The sequence below is a fragment of the Maritimibacter sp. 55A14 genome, assembly GCF_003122205.1.
Classification (GTDB): domain Bacteria; phylum Pseudomonadota; class Alphaproteobacteria; order Rhodobacterales; family Rhodobacteraceae; genus QEYE01.
Window position 1 is genome coordinate 212,897 of the sequence record NZ_QEYE01000002.1, and the last position, 25,473, is coordinate 238,369.

18 protein-coding genes, 1 tRNA gene and 2 pseudogenes are annotated in these 25,473 nt (G+C 55.1%); 9 read left to right on the forward strand and 12 right to left on the reverse strand.

Features of this window, described 5'->3' with window-relative positions:
* Positions 1-76 precede the first annotated feature (76 nt).
* The 5 genes from DDZ14_RS02635 to DDZ14_RS19265 all read left to right on the forward strand — a co-directional run bounded on the left by DDZ14_RS02635 (position 77) and on the right by DDZ14_RS19265 (position 7,132).
* Complete coding sequence (locus DDZ14_RS02635; RefSeq protein ID WP_109423390.1) at positions 77-3,523, forward strand: pyruvate carboxylase; 3,447 nt, start codon at positions 77-79, stop codon at positions 3,521-3,523.
* Between the two features lie 127 nt (positions 3,524-3,650).
* Positions 3,651-3,725, forward strand: a tRNA-Gly gene (locus tag DDZ14_RS02640).
* Positions 3,726-3,926: 201 nt separating this feature from the next.
* A complete protein-coding gene (locus DDZ14_RS02645) occupies positions 3,927-5,117 on the forward strand; it encodes an integrase arm-type DNA-binding domain-containing protein (protein WP_146193056.1) in 1,191 nt (396 codons plus the stop codon).
* A gap of 205 nt (positions 5,118-5,322) precedes the next feature.
* Complete coding sequence (locus DDZ14_RS02650) at positions 5,323-5,832, forward strand: hypothetical protein (RefSeq protein ID WP_109423392.1); 510 nt, start codon at positions 5,323-5,325, stop codon at positions 5,830-5,832.
* Positions 5,819-7,132: a nucleotidyltransferase gene (locus tag DDZ14_RS19265; RefSeq protein ID WP_146193057.1), complete on the forward strand. Its 1,314-nt coding sequence runs from the start codon at positions 5,819-5,821 to the stop codon at positions 7,130-7,132. Before DDZ14_RS02650 ends, DDZ14_RS19265 begins: the two co-directional genes overlap by 14 nt.
* 518 nt (positions 7,133-7,650) lie before the next feature.
* Here the strand turns inward: DDZ14_RS19265 and DDZ14_RS02665 are convergent.
* Positions 7,651-8,343: an ISL3 family transposase gene (locus DDZ14_RS02665; RefSeq protein WP_233252446.1), complete on the reverse strand. Its 693-nt coding sequence runs from the start codon at positions 8,341-8,343 to the stop codon at positions 7,651-7,653.
* A 309-nt stretch (positions 8,344-8,652) separates the two neighbouring features.
* Between DDZ14_RS02665 and DDZ14_RS02670 the strand changes: the two genes are divergently transcribed.
* Positions 8,653-11,031 carry a UbiA family prenyltransferase gene (locus DDZ14_RS02670; RefSeq protein WP_146193058.1) on the forward strand — a complete coding sequence of 793 codons (2,379 nt, stop codon included), beginning with the start codon at positions 8,653-8,655 and terminating at the stop codon, positions 11,029-11,031.
* 54 nt (positions 11,032-11,085) lie between these two features.
* A complete protein-coding gene (locus DDZ14_RS19270) occupies positions 11,086-11,610 on the forward strand; it encodes a hypothetical protein (protein ID WP_146193059.1) in 525 nt (174 codons plus the stop codon).
* A gap of 746 nt (positions 11,611-12,356) precedes the next feature.
* On the opposite strand, the gene DDZ14_RS02675 is transcribed toward DDZ14_RS19270, so the two are convergent.
* From DDZ14_RS02675 to DDZ14_RS02705, 7 genes are all read right to left on the reverse strand, one after another.
* Complete coding sequence (locus tag DDZ14_RS02675) at positions 12,357-14,624, reverse strand: S8 family serine peptidase (protein WP_158275445.1); 2,268 nt, start codon at positions 14,622-14,624, stop codon at positions 12,357-12,359.
* Entirely contained in the window at positions 14,624-15,556 is a 933-nt protein-coding gene (locus DDZ14_RS20210; protein WP_109423397.1) for a trypsin-like serine protease, read from the reverse strand. Before DDZ14_RS20210 ends, DDZ14_RS02675 begins: the two co-directional genes overlap by 1 nt.
* A 23-nt stretch (positions 15,557-15,579) precedes the next feature.
* A complete protein-coding gene (locus DDZ14_RS02685) occupies positions 15,580-16,173 on the reverse strand; it encodes a hypothetical protein (RefSeq protein WP_109423398.1) in 594 nt (197 codons plus the stop codon).
* A gap of 424 nt (positions 16,174-16,597) precedes the next feature.
* Positions 16,598-17,068, reverse strand: coding sequence for a DUF995 domain-containing protein (locus DDZ14_RS02690; RefSeq protein WP_109423454.1), 471 nt, complete (start codon positions 17,066-17,068; stop codon positions 16,598-16,600).
* Between the two features lie 273 nt (positions 17,069-17,341).
* Positions 17,342-17,539 carry a hypothetical protein gene (locus DDZ14_RS02695; RefSeq protein WP_109423399.1) on the reverse strand — a complete coding sequence of 66 codons (198 nt, stop codon included), beginning with the start codon at positions 17,537-17,539 and terminating at the stop codon, positions 17,342-17,344.
* Positions 17,540-17,566: 27 nt separating this feature from the next.
* Positions 17,567-17,755: a transposase gene (locus tag DDZ14_RS20215; RefSeq protein WP_109423400.1), complete on the reverse strand. Its 189-nt coding sequence runs from the start codon at positions 17,753-17,755 to the stop codon at positions 17,567-17,569.
* A gap of 131 nt (positions 17,756-17,886) precedes the next feature.
* Positions 17,887-19,059: a helix-turn-helix transcriptional regulator gene (locus DDZ14_RS02705; protein WP_146193060.1), complete on the reverse strand. Its 1,173-nt coding sequence runs from the start codon at positions 19,057-19,059 to the stop codon at positions 17,887-17,889.
* Positions 19,060-19,191: 132 nt separating this feature from the next.
* Between DDZ14_RS02705 and DDZ14_RS02710 the strand changes: the two are divergent.
* Positions 19,192-19,296 (forward strand): annotated as a pseudogene (locus DDZ14_RS02710) (IS5/IS1182 family transposase); the annotation flags it as partial.
* 800 nt (positions 19,297-20,096) lie between these two features.
* Here the strand turns inward: DDZ14_RS02710 and DDZ14_RS02715 are convergent.
* Together DDZ14_RS02715 and DDZ14_RS02720 are read right to left on the reverse strand one after the other, a co-directional pair.
* Positions 20,097-21,626, reverse strand: a complete 1,530-nt coding sequence (locus DDZ14_RS02715) for a recombinase family protein (protein ID WP_109423402.1) — start codon at positions 21,624-21,626, stop codon at positions 20,097-20,099.
* Positions 21,627-21,885: 259 nt separating this feature from the next.
* A complete protein-coding gene (locus DDZ14_RS02720) occupies positions 21,886-22,638 on the reverse strand; it encodes a DUF932 domain-containing protein (protein WP_199221262.1) in 753 nt (250 codons plus the stop codon).
* A 169-nt stretch (positions 22,639-22,807) separates the two neighbouring features.
* Between DDZ14_RS02720 and DDZ14_RS02725 the strand changes: the two are divergent.
* A pseudogene (locus DDZ14_RS02725) lies at positions 22,808-23,053 on the forward strand (transposase); the annotation flags it as partial.
* 166 nt (positions 23,054-23,219) lie between these two features.
* Here the strand turns inward: DDZ14_RS02725 and DDZ14_RS19275 are convergent.
* Positions 23,220-24,044 carry a hypothetical protein gene (locus DDZ14_RS19275; RefSeq protein ID WP_146193061.1) on the reverse strand — a complete coding sequence of 275 codons (825 nt, stop codon included), beginning with the start codon at positions 24,042-24,044 and terminating at the stop codon, positions 23,220-23,222.
* Positions 24,045-24,119: 75 nt separating this feature from the next.
* Positions 24,120-25,439: a hypothetical protein gene (locus DDZ14_RS19280; protein ID WP_146193062.1), complete on the reverse strand. Its 1,320-nt coding sequence runs from the start codon at positions 25,437-25,439 to the stop codon at positions 24,120-24,122.
* Between the last annotated feature and the right edge of the window lie 34 nt (positions 25,440-25,473).

Genomic DNA, 25,473 nt, shown 5'->3' on the forward strand with positions numbered 1-25,473 from the left:
CATTGCCCGGTCTTACGCGTTTACTGCAATGCAGCATTGTCGTAGATACATGCCACCGATCCGCAGGAGGGATGCCATGGCCGAATTCAAGAAGATCCTTGTCGCCAACCGCGGGGAGATCGCGATCCGCATCCTGCGCGCCGCGAACGAGCTGGGCAAGAAGACCGTCGCGGTCTATGCCGAGGAAGACAAGCTGGGCCTGCACCGCTTCAAGGCCGATGAGGCCTACCGGATCGGCGAGGGTCTGGGCCCCGTAGCCGCCTATCTCTCGATCCCCGAGATCATCCGCGTGGCCCGGATGTCCGGCGCCGACGCGATCCATCCGGGCTATGGCCTGCTGTCGGAGAACCCCGAATTCGTCGATGCCTGCGACCGCGCGGGCATCGCCTTCATCGGCCCGACCGCCGACACGATGCGCGCGCTGGGCGACAAGGCCAGCGCCCGTCGGGTGGCGATCGAGGCCGGCGTGCCGGTCATCCCCGCCACCGAAGTGCTGGGCGACGACATGGCCGAGGTGCGCCGCATGGCCGCCGAGGTCGGCTATCCGATGATGCTCAAGGCGAGCTGGGGCGGCGGCGGCCGCGGCATGCGCCCGATCCTGTCGGAGGATGAGCTGGAGGAGAAGGTGCGCGAGGGCCGCCGCGAGGCCGAGGCCGCTTTCGGCAACGGCGAGGGCTACCTCGAGAAGATGATCCAGCGCGCGCGCCATGTCGAAGTGCAGATCATCGGCGACGCCTACGGCTCGATCTACCATCTTTTTGAGCGCGACTGCACCGTGCAGCGGCGCAACCAGAAGGTCGTCGAGCGCGCGCCCGCCCCTTATCTGACCGAGGAGCAGCGCGGCGAGGTTTGCGAGCTCGGCCTGCGCATCGCCCGGCAGGTCGGCTATCGCAATGCCGGCACCGTCGAGTTCCTGATGGATATGGATGACGGGCAGTTCTACTTCATCGAGGTCAATCCCCGCGTACAGGTGGAACACACCGTGACCGAGGAGGTGACGGGCATCGACATCGTGCGCGCGCAGATCCGCATCGCCGAGGGCGCGACCCTGGCCGAGGCCACCGGCACGCCGTCGCAGCAACAGGTGCAACTGCGCGGCCACGCGCTGCAATGCCGGGTGACGACCGAGGATCCGCAGAACAACTTCATCCCTGATTACGGCCGCCTGGCGGCCTATCGTTCGGCCACCGGCATGGGCATCCGGCTCGATGGCGGCACCGCCTATGCCGGTGGGGTCATCACCCGTTATTATGACAGCCTGCTGGTCAAGGTCACCGCCTGGGCGCCCACGCCCGAAGAGGCCATCGCGCGCATGGACCGGGCGCTGCGCGAGTTCCGTATCCGTGGTGTTGCCACCAACATCGCCTTCGTCGAGAACCTGCTCAGGCACCCGACCTTCCTCGACAATACCTACACGACCAAGTTCATCGACACGACGCCGGAGCTCTTCAATTTCCGCAAGCGCCGCGACCGGGCGACGAAAATCCTGACCTATCTGGCCGACATCACCGTGAACGGCCATCCCGAGACCGCCGGCAAGCCGCGGCCGCCATCCCATGCCAAGCCGCCGCGCACGCCCGCCAACCGCGCCGAGACGCCCGCGCCCGGCACCCGCAACCTGCTGGAGGAGAAGGGCCCGCAGGCGGTGGCCGACTGGCTGGCCGCGCAGGAACAGGTGCTCCTGACCGACACCACGATGCGCGACGGCCCGCAATCGCTCCTGGCCACGCGGATGCGCTCCATCGACATGATCAATGTGGCTGATGCCTACGCGCGTAACCTGCCGCAGCTCTTCTCGGTGGAATGCTGGGGCGGGGCCACCTTCGACGTGGCCTACAGGTTCCTCCAGGAATGCCCCTGGCAGCGTCTGCGCGACCTGCGCAAGCGGATGCCCAACATCATGACGCAGATGCTGCTGCGGTCGTCCAACGGGGTGGGTTACACCAATTATCCCGACAACGTGGTGCAGGAGTTCGTCCGCCAGTCCGCGGTCACCGGCATCGACGTGTTCCGTGTCTTCGACGCGCTGAACTGGGTCGAGAACATGCGCGTCGCGATGGATGCGGTGATCGAGAACGACAAGGTCTGCGAGGCCGCGATCTGCTATACCGGCGACATCCTCGACCCCGACCGCGCCAAGTACGATCTGAAATACTATGTCGGCATGGCCAAGGAACTGCGCGACGCGGGCGCGCATATCCTGGGGCTCAAGGACATGGCCGGGCTCCTCAAGCCGCGCGCGGCCAGCGTGCTGTTCAAGGCGCTGAAGGAAGAGGTCGGCCTGCCGATCCATTTCCACACCCACGACACGTCGGGGCTGGGCGCGGGCACCGTGCTGGCCGCCGTCGATGCCGGGGTGGACGCGGTCGATGCCGCGATGGACGCCTTCTCGGGCGGTACTTCGCAGCCCTGCCTGGGCTCCATCGTCGCGGCCCTGGCCCATACCGAACGCGACACCGGGCTCGACATCGACGCGATCCGCGAGATCTCCAACTACTGGGAACAGGTGCGCATCCAGTACCGGGCCTTTGAATCGGGCCTGCCCGCGCCCGCCTCCGAGGTCTGGCTGCACGAGATGCCGGGCGGCCAGTTCACCAATCTCAAGGCGCAGGCGCGCTCCATGGGGCTGGAGGAACGCTGGCCCGAGATCGCGCGCACCTATGCCGATGTGAACCAGATGTTCGGCGACATCACCAAGGTCACGCCATCCTCCAAGGTGGTGGGCGACATGGCGCTGATGATGGTCAGCCAGGGCCTGACCCGCGCCCAGGTCGAGGACCCGGAGGCGGATGTCTCCTTCCCCGACTCGGTGATCGACATGATGAAGGGCAATCTCGGCCATCCGCCGGGCGGCTTCCCCGAGAAGATCGTCAAGAAGGTGCTGAAGGGCGAGAAGCCGCTGACCGACCGGCCCGGCAAACACCTGCCGCCGGTCGATCTGGAGGCCACGCGCAAGGACCTCATCCGCCAGCTCGAAGGCTTCAAGGTCGATGACGAGGACCTGAACGGCTATCTCATGTATCCCAAGGTCTTCCTCGACTACATGGGGCGCCACCGCATCTACGGCCCGGTGCGCACCTTGCCCACCCCGGCCTTCTTCTATGGCATGGAGCCGGGCGAGGAGATCACCGCCGAGATCGACCCCGGCAAGACCCTGGAAATCCGGCTTCAGACGGTGGGCGAGACCAGTGACGACGGCGACGTGAAGGTGTTCTTCGAGCTGAACGGCCAGCCCCGTGTCATCCGGGTGCCGAACCGCATCGTCAAGGCCACCACGGCGCAGCGCCCCAAGGCCGAGGACGGCAACCCGGACCACATCGGCGCGCCGATGCCCGGCGTCGTCGCCTCGGTCTCCGCGCAGCCGGGGGCGAAGGTCAAGAAGGGCGATCTGCTGCTGACCATCGAGGCGATGAAGATGGAGACCGGCATCCATGCCGAGCGGGACGCGACCGTGAAGACCGTGCATGCCCAGGTGGGCGGCCAGATCGACGCCAAGGACCTGCTGGTGGAGCTGGAGGCGTAGCGGCGCAGGCCGCCCGTCGCGCGGTCCGGACCCCGGCCCGCGCGGCCCGGCCGATTTTCCGCCGGGCGTCGATTTTTCCTCTTGCAGCCAAGGGCGGGCTTGGATACATCACGCCTCACCCAAGGACGCGGGCGTAGCTCAGGGGTAGAGCACAACCTTGCCAAGGTTGGGGTCGTGAGTTCGAATCTCATCGCCCGCTCCAATTTAACTTCTTATACCTTCTCACCATTTCTCTAAAGCACTGAAATAAAGCGCTTTTGCGGATGGCGTCATGAACGTGGCCGAACCTGCCTGACCATAGATTCGCTCCGAATTGTTGGACAGATGTTGGACAAGGGCGTTAGAATCTCACGCAAATGTTGGACAAGCTCTCTCTCGAGAGCGCACGTGGGAGTATAGTTCCTTGCCTCTGACTGACGCCGAAATTCGGGCATTTTCACCACAGAATCAACGCTTTCGCCGCTCTGACGGCGGCGGTCTATTCGTGGATGTAATGCCGTCCGGCAAGAAAGTCTTTCGTCTCGCCTATCGCAGTGGTGGGAAACAACGCACAGTGGTGATCGGCGAATATCCGTCGATACGCCTCGCCGACGCACGCCTCAATGCCGCTGCTTTCAAATCTGCACTGCGTGACGGTACGGACCCGAAATCGGTCGCAAAGGCAGAGGCGGAAGATACAGGCAAGTTGTCTGAACCTCCCGCCCCACTATGGGAAACTATTGCAAGCGAATACCTCATGCTCCGTCAACGAAGCGGGGCCGCGCCACGCACCATGACCAAACTCGACCGTCAGGTAGGTGTCACCATCAGAAAGCTTGGGCAACGGCCGATCAATCAGATCACAGCAGAAGACATCTTGGCCGTTGTGAACCCGATTGCCGAACGCGGCCAAGTCGAGAGCGCCCACGAGATTCGATCACGGTTCTCGCAGATATTTCGCTACGCAGCGGCGCGTGGCCTCATCGACAGCGATCCCGCTGCCTACACTATCGGAGCTATGGTCAAGCGCCGTCGCGGTGAGTTCGCCGGGGTGACCGATCCGGCGGCGATTGGCCAGATGATGCGAGCTATACATGAGTACCGAGAACGGCACATGATTGTGGGGTCGGCGCTGTTGCTTTCGGCCTACCTATTCCCTCGAAACACTGAATTGCGCGGCATGCGATGGAGCGAGCTCGATTGGGATCGGGCAATGTGGGAAGTGCCTGGTGAGCGAATGAAGATGAAGCGTGATCATCTGGTGCCGTTGCCGCCCCTAGCAGTCGCGGTGCTGCGTGAGCTACGTGAAATCGACTTCGGTTCGGCACTAGTCTTCCCGTCGCCTCGCGACCCTGCACGGATGCTCTCAGAAATGACCTTCAATGCGGCCCTCAGGCGCATGGGCTACACGCAAGACGTGCACGTTCACCACGGATTTCGGACCACGGCGAGCACCAATCTCAACGAGATGGGCTGGAACGCCGACTGGATTGAACGTCAGCTGGCCCATGTTCCAACAAACAAGGTACGGTCTTCGTACAATAAGGCGGAGTATCTCGATGGCCGTGTAGAGATGATGCAGTCTTACGCTGATTGGCTTGAAAATTTGCTGTAGCACTGTCGTTGGGAGGCAGGGTTCGGAGGTTCGAATCCTCTCTCTCCGACGAATTCGCGTCGTTAGCTAGTTGTGTGGTCGACCCTAATTGGTTTTAATCATGTGGCCTCTGGTTGCTAGCAGTCACGCTACGGCGACAGCTGACACATTACCTTGAGCTCCCTCGGTTCTTTCGCCGAAATGCACCAAGTGCTAGAATGAAAAAATGGATACTTTGCTTACGATAATTGAGTTTCTGGGCCTGGTTGGCACGATCTTCTCGGTAGTTTGGGTGATCCTCGTCGTGTACTGGACGATACGCGGGCTCCTTCCCGTATTGTATCGGCTTGGACATGGTCTCTGGCGTCGCCAAATTGGCATTGTGGCAGAGGGCGACCACTATCGGAACCTGGAAGAGCTTCTCAAAAAGTCGAAACTCTTCAACAACAAGAACATCTACGCTGTGCGTGGACTTGGAGAGCTGGAGAGTCTAAGCAAGGTTGAACTAGCTCTTATTAACTGGCCTGACTGCGCTGAGTACATTCAAGAAATTCTCAACGCCATTCCCGTCAATGCGGCATTGATTGTGTATGCCCCGCCAAGCGGTGGGCGAATTCCTGATGAAGTGATGCAGAGCCTGGAGTTGAGGCGGAATGTAATCGTCAATAATTTCCGTGGACGCCTAATGAATGATATTGTCACCAGCATGATTACGACGGCATATGAAAAAAGATGAAATCTGCTCAAAGCTGAGAACGTATGTGCGCGAAGAGTTGTCGCCGACGGCAAGCGAGAGGAAGCTAGTTTCTTCATTATACAAGTCTGTCTGTGACGTCCTTGGATCACCCGCTTGGCTCCAAATCGGTTCGTACCCAAGATACACAGCTATCCGACCTCTGCATGACCTCGATGTGTTGTATATCATTGGTGAGTGGAGCGCCGATGCCGACCCCAGTGAGACACTTACCGAGCTAAAGGCAGCACTCGACGAGGAGTTTGAGAACCCAACAGACTACACAGCAAAAATTACTCTCCAATCACATTCTGTGACAATTGCATTTGAAACAGAGGGTGAGGAAGTCTTCGCGGTTGATGTCGTTCCAGCCTACAAAGATGGAAAGAATGGTGATGGTGAAGACAAATATCAGGTGCCGGAGGTAATACGAAAGAACCGAGCCGAAAGGCGGGTTTTCGTCGAACAGCTCGAAAAGGCCGGGCAGTCTATGACCTGGATTCCAAGCGATCCGCGCGGCTACATAAATCAAGCTCGTGACGTGAACGGCGTAAACGGCGATTTTAGCAAGGCCGTTAAGTTAGTCAAGGCTTGGCGCTACTCGTGCAAAGAGCACAATGAAGACTTCCCATTGAAGTCTTTCCACCTGGAATTGCTGGTCACAGAGTTCTTCCGTAGATCTCCAGCGGCCAGTATCTTCGATGCAGTTTTTGACTTTTTCGTTCGCCTGCCTGAATACATTGCCGAACCACGTTTGCGCGACAAGGCGGACACTACACGCTTCGTGGATGCTTACGTTGCTGAGTTGACTGATAAAGAAAGAGATTTGGTTGCACGACTTCGCGATCACTTTCTGATCGCTCTAGAAAATATCGAAGAAGACTCGTCGGTCGCTGACCTCGTAGCTGCTGGGGAGAGACATCGAGCGAGTAACTCAGAACAATACCTCTTTGACCAGGGCATTCCGGTTCTCACGGAAGCAACTTTGACGATCATCGGCAATGTCCAGCAACGTGAAGGCGGGTTCCGAGCGCGAATCCTTGACGCACTTGGCGTGATCGAAGTTGACCGAAAGATTGATTTTCAACTTGGTCCACGTACTCCTGCTGCAGACGTATTCAAGTGGAAGGTCAAAAATGACGATAACAGTCCTCAGCCTCGGGGCGAAATAACTGACCACCGAACTCTCAGGTCACCTGAACACACGAAGTACAACGGACGCCACTTTGTGGAGTGTTTTGCAATTAGGAATGGTGTCTGTATTGCTAGGTCTCGTCAGAACGTAGTCTTGAGGGCTGAGTGAACCTATCGGCCAGAGCCATACCTTTGGTTGTTCGTATGCTTGCCTGATAGTCTGAACAGGGCATAATGAAATCATGGCTTTAAATAACGAAACCAAAATTAAGGACGGCATCAAGCAGGTCTTCGTTTTTGATGATGAAACCCCGGATGATCGCAAGCTTGCATATGAAATCGATGAGGCGAAATCGATAGTTACGTTTTACCCTCGTGATGGTGGTTATCCACTGAAACAAATAATTTTCGAAGGCTTCAAGAAGGCCCCGGATGTTCTGCACGAGAATGGATATCTGAGGAGTGGTGTGAGCTACTACCTCGGCCAGAAGCTCTCTGAAACGAACGTTTCGAGGCTGCACATAGTCAAGGACGGGGACCCTAAGATACGCAAGAAGGGCGATGGTCACACCATGGTGTTGCCATACGACGAGCTCGAGGGGTTGGGCGACAGGTTTCGATCCATAAGTGCGCAAGCAACACTTGATAGACGCATTGCTGCCGCCGAGATGTTTAGCGCCGCCTTTCCTAAAAAATACGAGCCTCTGGAAGCGTCAGACAGTGTTCGCCGCCATATCCTCCATTGCGGTCGCGGGCGACAACCTCGATCCCAGGGCGGGCCCGCAGCCAGGCCTCGACCGTGGCGGGTTCCCGATCCGGCAGTAGGTCGATCACCCGGTGCCGCTCCAGATCGCAGATCAAAGTGCCGAATCGCTGTCCTTTGCGCCATGCCCAGTCGTCGATGCCGATGACGCGGAGCTCGCTGGTCACGGCCTCGGTCGTATCTCGAACGCTGCGCAGGAAGGTATCTTTGCTGACGGGCAAAAGAAGCCGTCCGGCAAGCGCTTGTGCGGAACGTCCGCCGAGAGCCAGGCCCAGATGACGGACCAGCCCTTGCAGGCGTGACGTGCGCCGCGCATGTGGCCGGGTCACGGCAGGCGGAAACCGTTCAGCGAATATCTTGGCTGAGCAATGCATGGCTCGGCATCGAAATCGCCGGACCAACAAGATCAGCTCCACCTTCCGGCCGTGCGCAGGAAGATCGGCCGGGCGGCGTCGATACCTGCTGTGGACGTGGTGTGAAATCGTGCCACAGCGCGGACAGGCCGCGGCGGTTTTGGCGGAACGGGAGTGGACCCGGATTGTGTTTCCAGCCAGTTCGACCTGTTCGGCCTTGAGTCCCGCGGCAAAAAAATCCCTTCGCGAAAGCCATGCCGCCATCGGCAACCTCCTCCAAAGATTGCCGAAATATAGCGTTAAGTAGTAAGCGCCTTGCCGATCCCCTTCGCGGTCGCGTCATGCCGCGCCGCATAGCGGATCGGCAAGGCGCTTACATTAGGCATGCCGCAGCTGCACCAAATCTGCGTCAGCGCCACGATTGGATGCCGATTGACAAGCTAGACGCTTTCCAACAAAGCGGGTCAAGTCCAACTTCCCACAATATCGAACTTGTCTCACTCGTCATCCGTTCTTGCAACGCAAACCGCAGGCAGTTTACTAGTAGCCTAAGCGGTAGTTTCGGAGGACGGAGTGCGGCACACATCATCAAGGAACTCTTGGACAGCTGGCATTGGTTATGTGGCCGTTGGGGTCTTTTGCGCACTGTGCGGTTACCTGTTGTCAAGGTTCACCTCTAACACCTCTGCAGCTCTCCCGCCTGCTGACTCATTAGCACCGAATGCTCCAGACAAAGCCATTCTCGCCGCCGCGTTTTGGTATTTTCTCAGCCTGACCGGATTTATGCTAGTTCGTGAGCGAACGGTTGAAACAACCAAGGAATCGGATGAAGAACAATGGCATCATTGGTATTTCGGCGGGCTGGTGGGAATCGTTCTTGTCTCGGCCATCGCAATTATAACGATAGCTTTATTTGCAAGTGGTGAGGAAGTGTGGAGCGTCAGCATCTTTTTCCTCGCCTCCGTACTTCCAATTATTTACATAATGACAGAGTCCTTTCTCGTTTCTCTACGGAAAAATGAAACTGAAGTTGATGCGCTTCGCGCCTTTCCCAAAAGGATTTTCTTTCCAGCCATTACTACTTGCATGAGCAGTTTTCTAGTTGGATGGTTTGCCAGCACCCACGATGAGAAGTCCTGGTATTACTTTCTTGGCGTGTCCAGCCTCTACTGCCTCGTGATGTGGGCTTCTGGGCGTCAAGAGAGCAGTACTAGAAAATCAATATCACTATTCGTGATCATCCTATTCGCGGCGCCTCTTCTGACACGATTTGTTCACGGGCGAGGAGAGTTTGTCGCCATATTGCTGGCACTTTTTATTACGATGGCGCTTGGCGTTACCGAAGTCGCGAGCAGATTATATTACATAACCAACCCCAGGAGCGGATATAGGCTAGCAAACTCCGAGGATATTGAGTTCTATAGATCTGGCGCAAATTGGTCTGCGTACGTATTTATCCCAATGGTACCGATCCTAGCGCTTTTCTTGCCTACCCTGCCGATGTGGTTAATGTATCTGTATACGGCGGTTTTTTTAATTTTATGGATAAAAAACGAAAAAAAAGATGTTGCTAAATTTCGTTACTGCGCCCTCGCTTTTGGATTCTCGCTTCCGCTCTTGATTATTGGAGGGCTTTGGCTTGGGGTAAAGTTTCCTAGCACAATTTACCTAATTGGCTCTGCAGAAGGTGGGGGCGACGGATCGGGTCTTTCCGACCGCGTGACAACCATCCTCGGTGTATTGTTAACAATAATATTTGTCCTTCTACAATCCGAATATCAGGCGCTAATATCGAATAAAAATCGAACAGCGCTTTTCTCTGATTCGAAAAATTGCATGTTGCTTTATTTTATAGTAGCATCCTTTCTAAGTATTTACTCGTTGTTTGTGACATCTATTCTTAACAAAATCCTAAATTACCAAAGCATTATCGGCGTGAAAGTCGACGAGTTTCAGATCTGGTCTTTGTGTTTAATTGTTCTAGTTCTCATCCTATACATTTGGGACAGTAATGCTTCGAATGGTGATACAACGACAGGTGCCGGTGGCAACGACTTATCGCCTACGCGCGCGGGTACTAATCAGTCTCCAGATAAAGGGAATGCGATCAAACTTGCGCGGGAAACGTCTCGTCAGTTTGAACGTATTTCCAGGACAATTTGGAAGACATACAAACTTGCAAAGCTTGCAAAAGTCCTGGTTTCCGGCCTGGTGGGGCTTACAGTCGCCGTATTCGCTTTCCGCTTCGCCGGTGGGGATCTTGGCACGGCGTTACTTTCGGGCGCATCAATGGTGTTTGTAACCGCGTTTGCCTTCATAATTAACGACGTTTACGATTTTGAGAAGGACGAACTCGGCGGTCGAGTTGATAAGGTATTGGTTACAGGTGGAATCAAGCAAAGCACAGCTAGACATCTTGCCGCGTTTGCGGCCGTCGTCGGTGTGGGTCTTGCCGGAATAATTGGCTCTGAGGCGATGTCTTTGCAACTGACCACATGTGCGGCATTGGCTGTTTATTCTCCGTTTTCGATTCGCTTCCCGATTATGAAAGGTGTCTATTCGGCAGTTGTGTGTCTGGCGCCGATGTTGCTAATCAATACTATTGCCGGAAATGCGATATTTCCCACCGAGATACTATTGGTTGGTTTCATTTTCTTTGTGGGTAGAGAGCTGTTGGTTGATGTAAACGACATCGAGGCTGACATTCTCGCAGGTAAACAAACCCTGGCGGTCGTGTGCGGAAGAAGGAGTAGCACCGCCATAGGGGTATGCGTCATGATTGGTGCTCTTAGTATCGGAGCAACTTTCTTTGATGGGCCCGGTTTGGTGCTGATTTTAGTTGCTGCAGCGTCGATTGCAGCTATTGGTTGGTTTTCCCTGCATCGACGGATCGACAACGCGTCAGCCCTAAGGATTCCAGTTGCGCTTTGGGCTGTGGCGTTCCTGGTGTGAATTTGTCAAGCTACTCCTCTACAGGTAAACTGCGATGCCTCAGAGACGTTATTTATGATTGATGTAAATGGAGTTCTCCTGTCGGTCGGGGTGGCGGCGTTTTTGGATACCTTGTTCCTCACTGGCTATTTCACCTACGGCGGAGCAATTGTGGCAGCGGCAACAGCAGCGTATGTCGCCAGCATGTCTGCAACGTCCGTATGGGTCGCTGCATCTGCCGGTGTTTTCGTTGCCGAAAGCGTGAACATGCTTATCGCTTCATTCGCCAAGAAAACCAGACTGGTGAGCGATAAAATTGATACTCTCACGTTAACTCAGAACAAGTTTGGGCGCGTGGCGCAACGTTTTCTTCACAATCAAGATGACAGTTTTTTGGCCAGTGTCCTAAAGACAGTTGTTTTACGCTTCATACCTTTAACTCGACCAATCAATACACTTATTCTGGGCACAGTGAGCGGAACCCATCCAAAGAACTTCCTAGCAGTCGCGATTAGTACGGTGCTATGGGTTACGTTTTGGGTCATACTCTTTGAAAAAATTCTGACGGCCTCGTCAACATTAATCGAACGCCTCAATTAGTTTCAGAGAGCAGTGCCGGTTTCGCACAGACGGTAAGCTCTCTTTCCGACATTGCCGCATCGCTTATGTACCCGTGGTGAGGTTGGCGAGATTATCAAGCTGAGCAAGGTAACACTAACCTGATGCTGTGGACGGCCCCTGCACCAACGTAGTGTGCAATGATTTGGCTGTTAAGCCAGGTCTAAGGAGCTACCACATGCATCAGGATATTGCCGAACCACGATCTCGCGATACAGTTCAGCCAAGAAAACTCCGTCCGCCGAACTCCCTGCGATCAACCTGCTAACCAATTCGTTTTTGAAAACTGAAGCGGTGCCCAGCGCATCAAGGAACCCGAGGTGTCGTCGCACGAAAGCCCCGAACAATGCGCTGCTTCAAGTCAACCACAGAAAACGCCTACGATCCTGCCGGAACGTGGGTCGACCGCGAGAGTAAGTCGTGACGTGTCGGACCTAGACCGGGCGTCTCGTTCTTGGAAGACGAAACGATGATTCCCTGGTAAGCGACTTAGTCTCACGGAGCTTGCGAGGTTGCCTACCAGGCTCCTGGAAGCTTCGACGGGACACGCCGTACCTCCCGCCAAGTCCTGATTCATAGCCTCTGTCGGACGACCGCTCTCGCTCTCGCAAGCCGCCAAAACCAAGAGTGGAAAAACCATGGATAGCATAAGCGCCAGATTCCTCGTCCGACAGGCCTTGTGCACTACTCTTTCACCCACGCGCCCGTAGAGAACCCTATTCTTCAATTCAATCATCTAGGACGGTGGCCTCTACTAGCGCCGATCGAAATGGTGACAAGAGCCCGGACTCGATACTGCCCAACTCGATTGGAATGGTCTTGTCGTCATCCAATTTTCGGAAAACGATCTCGGTCGTGGAGTCGAAGGTACACTTGCGCTGTTCATCGCGAATCCGTCTGTCTTGGAAAACGATGAAGTTCCCGTCCCTTCGCCAACTCTTCAAGTAAAACGGATCGATCCGTCCACCACTAGCTGCCAGGTGTTCCTTCTGTCTCCCACTGCAGAGCTTGATGAGCCTTGCGCTGCTGCCGTTCTCACTGACGATGCGACCGCGAACCACCTCACCGGATCCCAAGGTGAGACGGTCAACGAAGACATCGATGGACGCGCCGACGTCCAACCGCCTTCCCTGTTCTACCTTTCCAACCAGTGCACGGTCGAATGTCGCCGAGTAGAGGATCCTGTCCTTGATCACCCCGGGGGTAGAGAACCCGAAACTGTAAAGTATCGCCGCGGTGAAACTGACGGTTGGTGTCGCGGCCGAAGTTCCCGTGAAGCATACCTTGCTGCCGTTTTCGTCCACGGACTCGATCCCAACTCCCGGCGCGGCAATGCTGACCGACTGTCCAAACGCGGAGTCTTCCCACCATGGATCGGCTTCCTCGTTCTTCAGGGCTCCGACGACGATCAGGTTCGGACGTCGCAGGCTGGCCGGAAGCGTGCGCTCGCCATTGTTGTCCAGATCCTGCCTAAGGTTCCCGGCCGAAGTCACTACCAGCGTATCCTCGACGCCCGGGTCTTCGAAGACCCGCCTTATGTTCGTGTCGCTGGTCTTCATGCTGAGGTTCACGATGTTCACGCGTTGTGCCGCGGCGTATTTCAAGGCGTTGGTCAAGGCACTTCTCTCGACGCGCACGGTGGCCTTGGAACCTGACTCTGCCTTTCTTGTAACTTTGAAAAACCTCAGGCCGAGGTGGTCCACGAGGTCCGGGACCCTTGCCCCCAGCGCCTCGCCTCCGGCCGCCAAGACGGAAACGAAGCTACCATGGCCGGGTACGTAGGTCGCCGTGTCCGCGGCGCCGGTCTTTGAAGGGATCGGGAAAAGCCGGTGATCGCGCAAAGGAGCAACCGACTCGAAAGGACATGTCCCGATGTCCAGTACAGTTGGTGCACCGGTCGCACCAATTGCATCCCAGTAGTAGGAATCGCCGTCGATATCACTGCATTCCAGTGCACCAGAAACCTCGGGAAGGTCGTTGTAGACGACGAGGGGATTCAGGATCTCGCTCGGCTTGGGAGCAAGGAGGTTTGATAACTGCCCGCCCTCTTCGATCAATTGTTCCCCGATACCCGTATCGACGACCAAGATCAAAGCACGCGAAACTGGCAGGTGCATCTTCGTGAGCCACTTTCGATTCTCGGCAATTATTTCCTCGGTCTCGACAGCATCGAAGGGCCACCGCTCCTCGCTCGTTCCTTCGCCACACGGTGAGCCAGTACCCTCAAACGGTGACAGGACAGGTTGAACAAGGGAGGTGTTGCTTTCTTCAACTAGGCTTGCGTTTACATCACCCGCGCGCAGTGCCGCGATGATCTCCATTACTCTTTCCTCGGAGATTTCATTTCGAATCGCGAATACTCTGCTCGACTCGCCAGAATAAGACAGGTCTTTCGAAATGACGGTGAACGGAACGGATTTCGGCTCCCAAAACGGCAAGAAACTGTCTTCCTTCACCGAATTGAGTCCCCATTCCGAGAGATCTTGGACCGCTACCTGGTTCTCCATATCCAAGGGGAATGCCCTGAATTCGGATAAGTCACTCGTATTATACCTGCCGGGAATTGCTCCCAAGACTGTTCCATCCGCCTCGACTTCCGGCTCGACCACGAAATAGTCGCGGCCATCTCGGGATATCTCGCCGGGAATCACGAGCCCCCTGGTGAACTCGTTGAGCGTTCCGGGCGTCGCGGGCTTCGAGTTTGCTACGTTTGTCCAGATTTCGTTGAACGCATTCGTCGCGCGCAACTGGCAGGTCAATGGGTCACAGACCTCCGTGAACGGCTCCGAATTGAGGGGATTCTCCATCACCGACGCGGTATCGTTTTGAATTATCAACTCGGAGAGGAGGCCGCGCTCCGTTTCGGTAAGTTCGCGGTACAAATTCAACTCAAGCAATTTTTCTTGAGATAATGCGGGACCACAAGAAAAATAGGTGAAACATAAGAATATGCCAATTGCGCATTCAACCGGTACCAAGTCGATCATCTTTCTCATCATCGCCTCCACATGCAGCGCGTACTAGTGGATGCATTTATCCCGCAAACGACTTGCTCGTTCCTCTCTACCCATTCGGATATGAAAGTTTTTCCAGCAGTCGAGGCAGTCGCCGATAAAAGACCAACGCCATTCGAGATGCTCGTTCGTGAGTTCACACCAAGTATATATCGCCGGGTAGAAAACGTATCGCCGAGGAAAACGAAGGAGGGTCCACCACTATCGCCATGGCAAAGGACTGCTTCGCCCTGTCCCGTATTGCTTTTGGTGTAGATGTAGGCGCCCCGGTCTATGCCGACCGCGACATTGAAAGGACGTCGAACCAACGAGGACACGCCTGCCTTGAGGGGCCGCACCGCTGGTTCCTCTCCCTCGAAAGTACATCCAACGCCGGTAAGTACAACCCTCGTGCCAACCGAAGGCACGTCCTCGATGTTGACGGCTTCGTACGTGATTCCAGTTATGGGCCTTTCCAACAGGCAAAGGCTCCAGTCGTGGGAGCTAGAATTCTTGTAAGTAGAGTCGGATTCACAAATTGCCCGGATCGACGTGCCAGCAATTGAGAAGCGGGCAAAACCAATCTCCGTCTCGAAGCAATGTGCCGCGAGCAAGGACGTTGTTGGACCAATCATGCTGGCCGTACACGTCCCGTCGGTCGTCGCTCGAAAGACCGCGGGCATGACGTCTCTCCCGAGTACTTTTCCGTTCATCAGTTCCGTGCCCAGCTCGAGGCCCTCACCCTCGATTTGCGAGAACTCGAGAAATCTTGGCTCTTCTTCCAAGTTCAACCGAGAAAGGAGCTCGTCGAAATTGGCGTCAGAGAACGACCCTGATACCCCGGCTTCAGCCGACTGCGAATGCACTGGCCACGTCGCAGCCACGAAAATCACTATGAATAAGAGACCTGCGAAGAAAACACTAAATTTGCGCATCCGGGAAAACCTATCAACAATGATCAATTCGACTGGAAAATCGCTGCAGCTTGCCTGCTCGTCGCCGAGATATTTGTGACCGTCCAGTTTCGATTCTCGGAGACCTGTTGGGGCTGCTGGCCATCAGGTCGAACCGGATCGATCCGCACGGCGCGAATGCAAACATTGAGGGGTTCGTCGAACGTGCTACTGATAATCAGCTCTTCGTCGCGCACCAGCTTGATGCTTGGCTCGGCCGTGAACAGCTTAGAAACCCCTCCCTCGCCGCCCAGAGACAACTCGTTCTCGGCACTGAGGCTGATTTCGATACCCTTGGCCTGGATGGAGTCGCGAACCACGAAGTAAGTGCTACCGCGTTCGGGCTGTAAGCCTTTTATGGCGAGCTGTGCAATCCGTCGAAAACCGGCATCGTTCATCAGAACGAACCGGCCATCGCTGAACGAGACCGACGATGTTTTCGACGCGCTAGCTGTAGTCTCCGCGTTTGCTCCGGGGATGGGAGCATCATCCAGAAGCGAAATCGTCAATCCTGCTCGCCTCAAAACCTCGGCCTTATACTTGCCCAATGCTGCGCGGAACGAGAAGGTGTTCGCTTGGTCACTAAGCACGTCGACCAAGAACTCGGCATCACGTTGATCTACTCGGTACACGTAACCGGGGCTATAAGCCTCGGAGGGAGTTGTCGAGCAGTAATAGCCATTTGGCACAAGCTTTCTCGCAGCTTAGTCTACGGTTCCCATTTCCGTACAGGCACCAAGAAAAACTCCGAAAGACAACGAGATATAAATGGATCTTGACATGTAAACTCTCCCCCCCGAAGAATTTCTTTATCAACCCCGATTTTGCGAATTTTGCACCGCACGTGTCAACAACTTTTTGGAGAGTATTCCTAGCAACTGAACACCTAGCACTCAAACCGGACCACTCAGGTGGGGCTGATCAACAACACCTGCCGGATTATGCGACCCTGTGCCGGAGGCAGAAAACACTCGCCGTCCAGATCTCGTATCCACGGCAGGGCAGTGACACCGGACGCTTACCTTACAAGCCGAATTTCCGAAGAAGCTTCTGGTATTCGCGCCCGTGCATGTTTCCCTTGACCTGTTTCCTCTTATCATAGGGATACCAATCCGTGTTTTCTGGGAGGTACTTCTCATAGATGGTACCGTCCGGTGCTGTCACAAACTGCCAGCACCATTTGCCAACTTCGGACTTCCTGACTGCGTTTTCGGTCCAATAGTAGGTGGCTTCTTGGCACAGCTTGCTTGAGGTCGTCACATACCATTTACCGACCCCCACGGACCCACTTTTCCCAGTTGCCTGAAGCTCGCCCTTTGGCCCCCAGAAAGCATATCCGCCGCGATTCCAGTTGGAAGTCTTCCCTGCAAAAAGTTTGTAGATCTTTTTGGGGTTAGTCGGTTTGGCGCCTTCGGGCTTGCCTCCAGCCAATGCCACCGACGTGCAAAGCGCAATTATTCCGAATCCGGATAATGCAATATTTGATGTACGCATGAGAAACCTCCGCTGCTTGAAGACAACCCGCCCTTCCAGGCGGTGCTTGTGCCTGCCGTTCCGTAACCAAGCTGGCTTTCGCAAAACCTTACCGATTTTCTCTAAAATCCATCTTATGCGCATCACCCAAATGAGCGATAGGTTTTATATGAGCAGTCTCCACGATAAGCACGCACGCGCAGCGATGCTGAACTGGCCCCATTCCACCGGATACATTGGGCTGGCCAAGTCCGCTAAAGGATAGCCTTATGCATGTGCTTACCCCGGAAGGGATCATGTCACCTCGCACAGTGCCGCGGCGAGCTCGGCCACCCGCTTGGCGTCCGTCCTCGCGGCAACCCGCATAGTGATCGAGCCGGCGACAATCTCGATGCGTCCGTCTTCAGGCGTGATCTCCGCCGGTCTCTCCGGTTCCGATCCGTCGTCCAATGCGACCAACGCAAAGCCGGCAGCCTCATCAAACGGCAGCACCGGCTCGCCGCGCAGGGCCTTGCAGCGCTACTCGGACAGGTGGTTCGGTCTTATCCCATGACGCGTCGCCACTTCCCTGACTGTCACACCCTCGGCGAAGGTCTCCGCGACGATCCGCGCTTTGATCTCCTCGGGCCACCGTCGGCGGCCCGTTGTTACTGTCACAATCTCCATTACTCGACCGGACTCCATCCCGTGCTCCGTTTGGACTCCCATCGATGACCTCCCGTCTGAACTCTACAGGCCAGCCAATCGCAGAACGTCAAATCGGCAGAAAGATGGGGTCTACGCCCCGCTTGCGTTTCTGCGCGATCCGCCCTCCCAACACAAACGAGTGATACGTTGCATCAAAGATGTCGGCGTTCCTGTTCGACAATGCGGACAATGCCTGTCTGGCGAGATACGTCGAACTTGTTGAAGATCGCCTTGACCTGACTCCTGACGGTCCAGACGCTGACATCTCGCTCCCGGGCTATATCTGAAAGGCTGTTTTCGGTATCGATGGCCACGGCGACCTCCGCCTCGGCGGGGGTCAGGCCGTAGCGATTGACCAGTCGCTCTAGGATTCGGTGATCGGACGGCTGCGGCTGGATGGTGATCATCAGGCATGGCTCGTCGACCTTGCACACCGCACCCAGGGCCGATGCCGTTGCAGCATCACCCTTGTAAGGCAAAATCTGGATGGCAAAGCTCTCGGCAGCCAGCAGATTGAGATTATCTATTCTCACCGGAAAGAGGGCTGCGCCCTTGATGAGGGATCTCGCCGCCAGTTTGAGCGCACCGGCAAGCCGGTCATCGACGAAGTAAAGACGACTCCGATCATCCACATATACGATGTTGCCCAGGCATAAGCGCCGTTGCGCGGAGTGGGAGGTATAAAGAACTCGCCTTGCGGCGTCGATGACGATGACCTCTGTCTGGAACTCGTCCTGGGTATTGAGCGCCTGTGACTGAGCATATTCCTTGAGGGCTTTCCCCCCGAGGGCCCTGTTGATCTCGAAAGCTTGCGTGAGGTGCGGGGATAGAAGGGACAGAAGCGTGACGAAATCCGCTTCCCAGCGTTCTGCAAACCGCGAAGGAATATGCCCGCCGAAACCGATAAAGCGTCCTTCGTCCCTGAAGAGAGGCAGGCCTGCCCCACTGGCCGCGTCTTCGTCCACGCGTAGGAAATCAAGGTAGAACTCCGATCGCAAAAGTTTTTCACGGGAACAGAATGCATCACCCGCCTGCGCCACGCCTACGGGCTCATTCAGCCACCCATCCATGTAGGGGTTCAAATGGGCATAGTGGTCTTCGTACTGCTTTAACAAGAATGGGTCATACCCGGATGATATTTGTCCCAGATCCGTTCCCGTCGCGGCATCGTATCCAATCAGAAATACCTTTGCTCCTGATGTTTCGCGATGCAACCTTTGGACTACGTGATGCCATTTGTCGCGATCGAGTGCCGCGGAGTAGATGTCTCCAACGAGATCCGAAAACAGTTCTGTATTCCTCAATAAATCCATGCGAACTGCCATTCGATTCCAAGCATATGTGGGTTGAGTATACCTGGACAGGCACTTTGCGTCGAACGCGGCGCGTAGAGGGGCTTTGTTGCACAAACACCGCAAGGGATTCATCTCGTGAATCCAGCGTGGTAGCGGGAGTGCATGAGCAGCTGGGCCCCTACAAAGTATAAGACCACGAACTGGTCGACTTACAATGACGCGCTGAAGCGACGCGGATCGCTGGCGATCTGGTTCGATCCCGAGATAACCCACAACATGCAATAGAGCTCTAAGGGAACAGGCAATATCTCATCGCCTAGGCTGTTTTTTTTCATCACGTAGACTTCGGTCCAGTAGCGGAAAGAGCTTCTCCGGTGGACTGCTATCACCCTCAGCTATGGAAGTTCGGCCTGTATCCCGCTCATGTGCACAATATCATTCTGGCCGATACACTGACAGCTAGACAAAAGATCCAATGGTAAATTAGGCCTTACGGATGCCGGTTCGTCGAACAAAAACGGGCTTTGAAATCAAATAGAGCAAAATACTGACAAAATTTATCAGTATGAGCCTGATCACCACCCAGGCGCCAGTCAGCGGTATAACATGGTCTTGCGATATGTATACGTTACACGACTGCGTGGCACCCGATAAATAATCCAACAAACCACAGAAAGGTTGTCCGAGAAGTACGATCACAGCTAGTAAAACGGAAAAATACCAGATTGTCGCCTTTGAAACTCTGATTGGCTTGGATTGAAGAAATATTCCAGCAATCAAGACAACCAAAAGAAGTGCTGGATAGAAAATAAGGAACGCACCGACAACTATCGGTGACGCAGAGTATGCCAAGCTACTTATTATTGCGGCAGCGCCTGAGGCTACAATGTATAGATAAAATGCGAAACGAAATTCTTGTGGGCTAAACAACCGCATGTTCGAATTTTACCATGAGCGGCCACCAAGCAACTCTTCTGCATTCAGATAGAGTCTGCCCCCAACCGGCATGACCTTCGCCTTCCCCGATATGTAATAAAGCTCTAAGGGAACAGGCGATATCTCATCGCCTAGGCCGCCTCGGTATCATCACGTAAACTTCGATCCAGTAGCGGGAAGAGCTTCTCCGGTGGACTGCTATCACCCTCAGCTGTGGAAGTTCGGTCTCTATCCCGCTCATGTGCACCACCTAGGAGGGTCACGTCGTTTTTGACCCGCGTGATCCAAGAATATGGCTCAAACGCTGGCTTTTTCCCCGACACCGTTCGGTTCGGCCAGACGTTTTCGACGATCATGCGTTTTTCGGCTCGATTGGCGGATTCGTATAGAAAAACAAGGCTATTTCGCAGTTCGGCCAGTTTCTCTTGTTGCACTACCAAGGCCGATGGATCGGGAATCTGGGCGTGCTTCTCCCGCAGTTCAGCCAAGCGCACTTGGATCATGGCTTTCTTCCGGGTGAATGTGTCTGAGCTGAGTGTGTCATCGATGAGCAAGTCTTCTAACCGTTCCAGCCGACGTTCTTCATCTTTGATCTGCAGCGCAATGGCTGACCGCTGGTCTTCCAGAGAGACCAGCGTAGCAGGTCCTTCGGCGTTGGACACCTGTACCGACGCTTGGCTACTCAACTCCAGCTGTCGCAGTTCTGTCCGGATTGCTTCGTCCAGAACCTCCTCACGGATGGTCTTCGTCGGACAGTTTTGGCGCTTGCAGCGGTAGTAAACGTGGTCCTTTTGCCGTTCCGGCACCATCGGGTTGTCGCAGAGACCGCAGCGAAAGATGCCCTGGAACAGATGGTTGTGACGTGTGGACTTTGGGCCGGAACGCTCGTTGCGGATGGTTTGAACGCGATTCCAAGTGGCGACGGGCACAATCGGTTCATGGATGCCTTCGTAGGTCTTGCCTGAGCTTTTGATGTACATGAGGCCGATGTAGAACGGGTTTTGAAGTATGTTGCCAAGGCCACAGAGGGTAAGCCTGCCGCCGCGCGTGTTGCGCAGGCAGCGGCGGTGCATCTCATCAAGGAGCGACTCGTACGAATACTGGCCGGTCGCGTAGAGTTCGAATGTGAGGCGGATGAGCGGCGCCGTCTTTGGACAGGGGATCTTGGGTTTGCCGCCGCCTTGGTTCAGATAGCCCGGCGGTGCCCCCCAAGGGAAAATCCCTTGCTTGAGGCGCCCGGTCATCCCCTTGATGCATTCCTCACGAAGATTGCGGATGTAGTCGGCCGCAATGACAGCTTGAATGTCCGCGGTCAGGCGACCGCCACGTGAACGGAAGTCGAGGTTTTCAGTCGCGAAGTGGATATCGATTCCAGCATCGGATAGATCGCTGATGTCCGCCCAATCCCGCGGATTTCTCGCCGAACGGTCGATCTTGTGCATTATTAGCCCGACCGCTTTCCCGCGCTTCAACTGCCGGAGCATTTGGATGAAGACCGGCCTACCTTGCTTAGCAGCGGTCTCTTTCTCTTCGAACCATTGCGTGACGGTAAGGTTATTCTGACTCGCAAAGACCGTGATGGCGTCTTTCTGTGCTTCGAGCGAAACCCCCTCGCCTTGCTTCTGGGTGGACACTCGAATGTATCCAAAGCACGGTTTCATAAGTCGATCTTAGTGTCATCGGACTCTACCACATCCTCAGATTCCTGCGAGTCGGGGCACGGCCACTCGCCTTCGGCGACGAGCCGTTCGTAGATGCGTTGGCAGATTTCGAGATGCCTTTGGATATGTTTGTCGATGTGTTGGTCCCTGGCCATCCCTGAATTCTATTGAACGGCGTCCGCCCCAACTAGACGGTGCCACATCTCTCACACGGATAAGAAAAAGCGGCCCACCATGTGGGCCGCCAATGGGACGCCGCCTATGCGGCAACGATCTCCTCGTTCGCCGATCCGGCCACACTACTGCCGGCGCAAGTCGCATTCAAGACCTGGTGCAAGCGGCTCGTGAGCGCCGGTTGCTCCGCGATCCTGCCCTCCAAGGCGTGGGTGACGCAGTTGAAAAGCCGCCACGCCGTTTTCACGCCCCAGTCGTGCGGCGGATCTTCCCAGCGCTCCATAACTGAACCGATCCGCGTGACAGTAATGACCTCGGCCCTGTAGAGCTCAAGGACCGCATGGTCGACTGCTGCCTGCGACAGGTTCGTCGTGCGATACCGCGCGATGGTCCGGTGTTGAGCATCGCGCTGATCCGCAAGTGGCTCGATGAGATCACCGACAAGCCCCGGCAGATCGCGCTTGGCCTGGGCCGTGTGTTTGCGCCGCACCACGTGGTCGGCGATGAAGGCGAGGTTGTCGCAGACGAAGACCCGTGAACCGAACGAGAGGCCGATCGGGAAGGTCTTGTCGTGGCTGTTTCTGAGCCCCACCGTGTCGGTGTAGTCACCGTAGGTGCTCTTGAGCGACAGGACCCCGAAGTACCGCATTCCATCCGGCGTCACCCCGTGGTGCTCTTCTTCCACGGTATGGCCGTAGAAGCCGAGCGTGAGCCGGACCACATCCACCAGGCGGTGGTGCGGGATCGGTACATGGGTTGGGGTCGGATCGGGTGTCTGAAGCCCTCGCAATTCTGCATAGTCGAGCGGGGTTGCACCCGCGTGAAGCATGAGCGTCATGGCTGTCTCCATTGAGGTTGAGAAAGGAACAAGTTCCGGTAGCCATGGTACGCGCGACAATCGATCCCGCTAGGTAGTCGGAAATCCCCATACAAGATCGCCATTAAGTCCGGACTGCATGCGATTGCTCCGCGACCAAGAAATCAGTGCGCTTCGAAAGCAGGGTTGGGGTTATGATGCAGATTGGTATCGCGAGGCGCTTGAAAACAAGGGGATAAAGCCATGCATCCCGTCAAGAAAAGGCCGCAAGCTCCCGATCCCGCACGACGAGGCTCGCTATCGCAAGCGCCACAAAATCGAGAACAGTTTTGCCCGTCTCAAGGACTGGCGCAGGATGGCCACCAGCTACGACAGGTGCCCGAAGATTTTCCTCTCCGCCTGTGCTCTGGTGGCCGTGGTCATGTTCTGGTTATGAATGCTGACCCTTCTGTATCTCAGGCGGGCTGAGAAATACAGTTGCTAGATCACAAAGTAGACATTTGGGGCCGAATGCAATGGAGAACAGGATCAAGTGTAAGGGGCAATTAATTCTGAGATAGCGAAAAAGAAATCACGGATAGGTTGCATTGGAAAATGTTGCCTCAGCCATCGGTCACGACAACATCGGACAAATCAGTGCTGTTCCCTTGCGAATTAGGTAACTTGGGTGTTTGATCAGAATCAGGTGTCTGATCTGAACCACCGGCTTCCCGAATACAGGTATCCAACTCCGCTTGCATTTGCTCTGTTTTGCTTATTTTGCCGCGACTTGTCAGCGCTGATACTTCGCCTTTCCGGTTTTTAATTCCAAGACGTTGCAGCAGAGACGAGAAGTTTGGGACTTCACGCTGCAAATCTGCTCGCAGCAGAAGTTCAATTCTGCGAATATACCACAGAGCAACTGAGCTTGCGTAAAAGTCCTTCTCGTCAGGAGCGCCGCCGTAAAACTTGGCCACCTTGGCACTCGCGCAAGCCATAGATTCTGACGCGGAATAAAAAGCCTCTGCTGCGCCGCCTGGATTGACGTACTTCACCCCTTCATTGACCACCGCTCCTGTCGCAAGAACCGCAGCCAGATCGGATGCTTCGATTGATGAGGCGTTGCCCAAGGCTGCGGCACCAGCAATTGTGATCAGGGCAACTACTGACAGGTCGCGATTGCGCGCGGCTTCATCGCCGAGCCCTTTGTATGCGTCGGAAAGCCTAAGTGCATAGATCGCGGTCCGGACGGTGGACTCGGTGAGAAGTTTCTCGTTTGAGCGAACAGATGTACTGACCTGACGTTCTTGTCTTTTGAGTTCAATCGTACCATCCTCGGACGTCAGCGCGCTCTGCTCGACTTGCAAAGCCCTGTTCTCATACGCACATCCACCCAAAAATGAACCTGCTGCCAGCGTCATAACAAATAAGCAGAACTTGTTGATCATATATCTCTCTTAAGAAAAGTCGGTTTGAAAACTCTCGCGAATTTTGTCGGATCGGCGACGGCTGCAAGCGGTTCGTCACTGACTACCTAACACTTCATCCAGAGTCTTGCCCTGAGCCCCTTTGCCCAATTCCTCTAACTGATCAAAAAACGCATCATCAACGCCGAGATCATATTGGCCAACCAGTGCTGCCGATCGGTGGTTGTTCAATACCGTTTGAAGTTCGGTATTGTTTGATGCTGCGAGAGCGAGGCCGGTCGTCGCCAGAATTGCGAGATGCTGCGACAATCTTTGCGTGTCTCTTCCGTCATCTAAAAACGGAATGGAGAGAAAATTATTTTTTGGGGATATTAGTGGCACAAGCAAGTTACTCGCCTCTTCGCGCCCCTCAAAGGCAAGATACCCCAAAGCGACACCAGCGTTCACCTTAGCGTCGTTAACAAGAAAGGCCGCTTCTTCGGGATTCTCGGTTGCGAAGTTGGTATCGATGTTTGTCGTTTCTAACACCTTCGAAATCAGGGATACTGCACCATCAAAATTGGTGTATCCCGCAACAAGAACGGAGTTTGGCCAAAGTTCAACGTCGTCGTTTAACAGCGCCTCACGGGCCATCCGAGATACAATTTCGCGGTTTGAATCAAGGATTTCAGAATCCAAACCATGTGGCCATTCAGCTAACAAATATGAACGCGCGAACTGCTCATCATCGAAGTCTGTTGGCGCATCAGTTTTTTTAGATATTTCGCCCGTAACCGCCAAAGGCTCATCAATAATAATGGCTTCGCCCTGATCGGCTGGAGGAAATGTCTGGGTCGTATAATACTGATTGCACTCAGCTGAGGTCATTGCCCAATTATTCTCGCTTGCAGAAGCATACATCAAAAAGCCGAAGTTTTGGTTGTGGCCGCCGACATAGCCAGAGAAGCTTGAATTCAGACCTTGAGCATGGCCTATCTCATGGCCCCAAACTTGCGCATCACGTGCCCGGCTTGGCCTCTTTCTGACAAAAATTGGACCACCCGGCCGGGCGCAGCCACTAATGAATCCTGTAATGACAGGGTCGGGGCAGGCCATAATAATGGGGACAACCTGTACTGACGTCCCTGTCGCACTGTACAAATTCATATGTTTCGGTCGCCTAGAGTCCATGACGACATTACTGGGGAGGTCGCCAGATAACTCAATGCGCCTAGGATTTGGAAAGCTGACCGGCCCGCACTGTTCAACCATTTTATTACGCAGAATGGTCAGTGTCTTACCAGCATCGCTGGCGCTATAGCTTACATCTGGATAAACTCCAACGATCAATCTGAAGCTCTGCTCGGCGCTCGCTTTCGATGCGAAACAGAACAAGAGATAAACTGCGACTGATGTGCGAAAAAATAGGTGCTTCATAAGCTCACCCCCCCTAAGTGGAGCAGATTATACA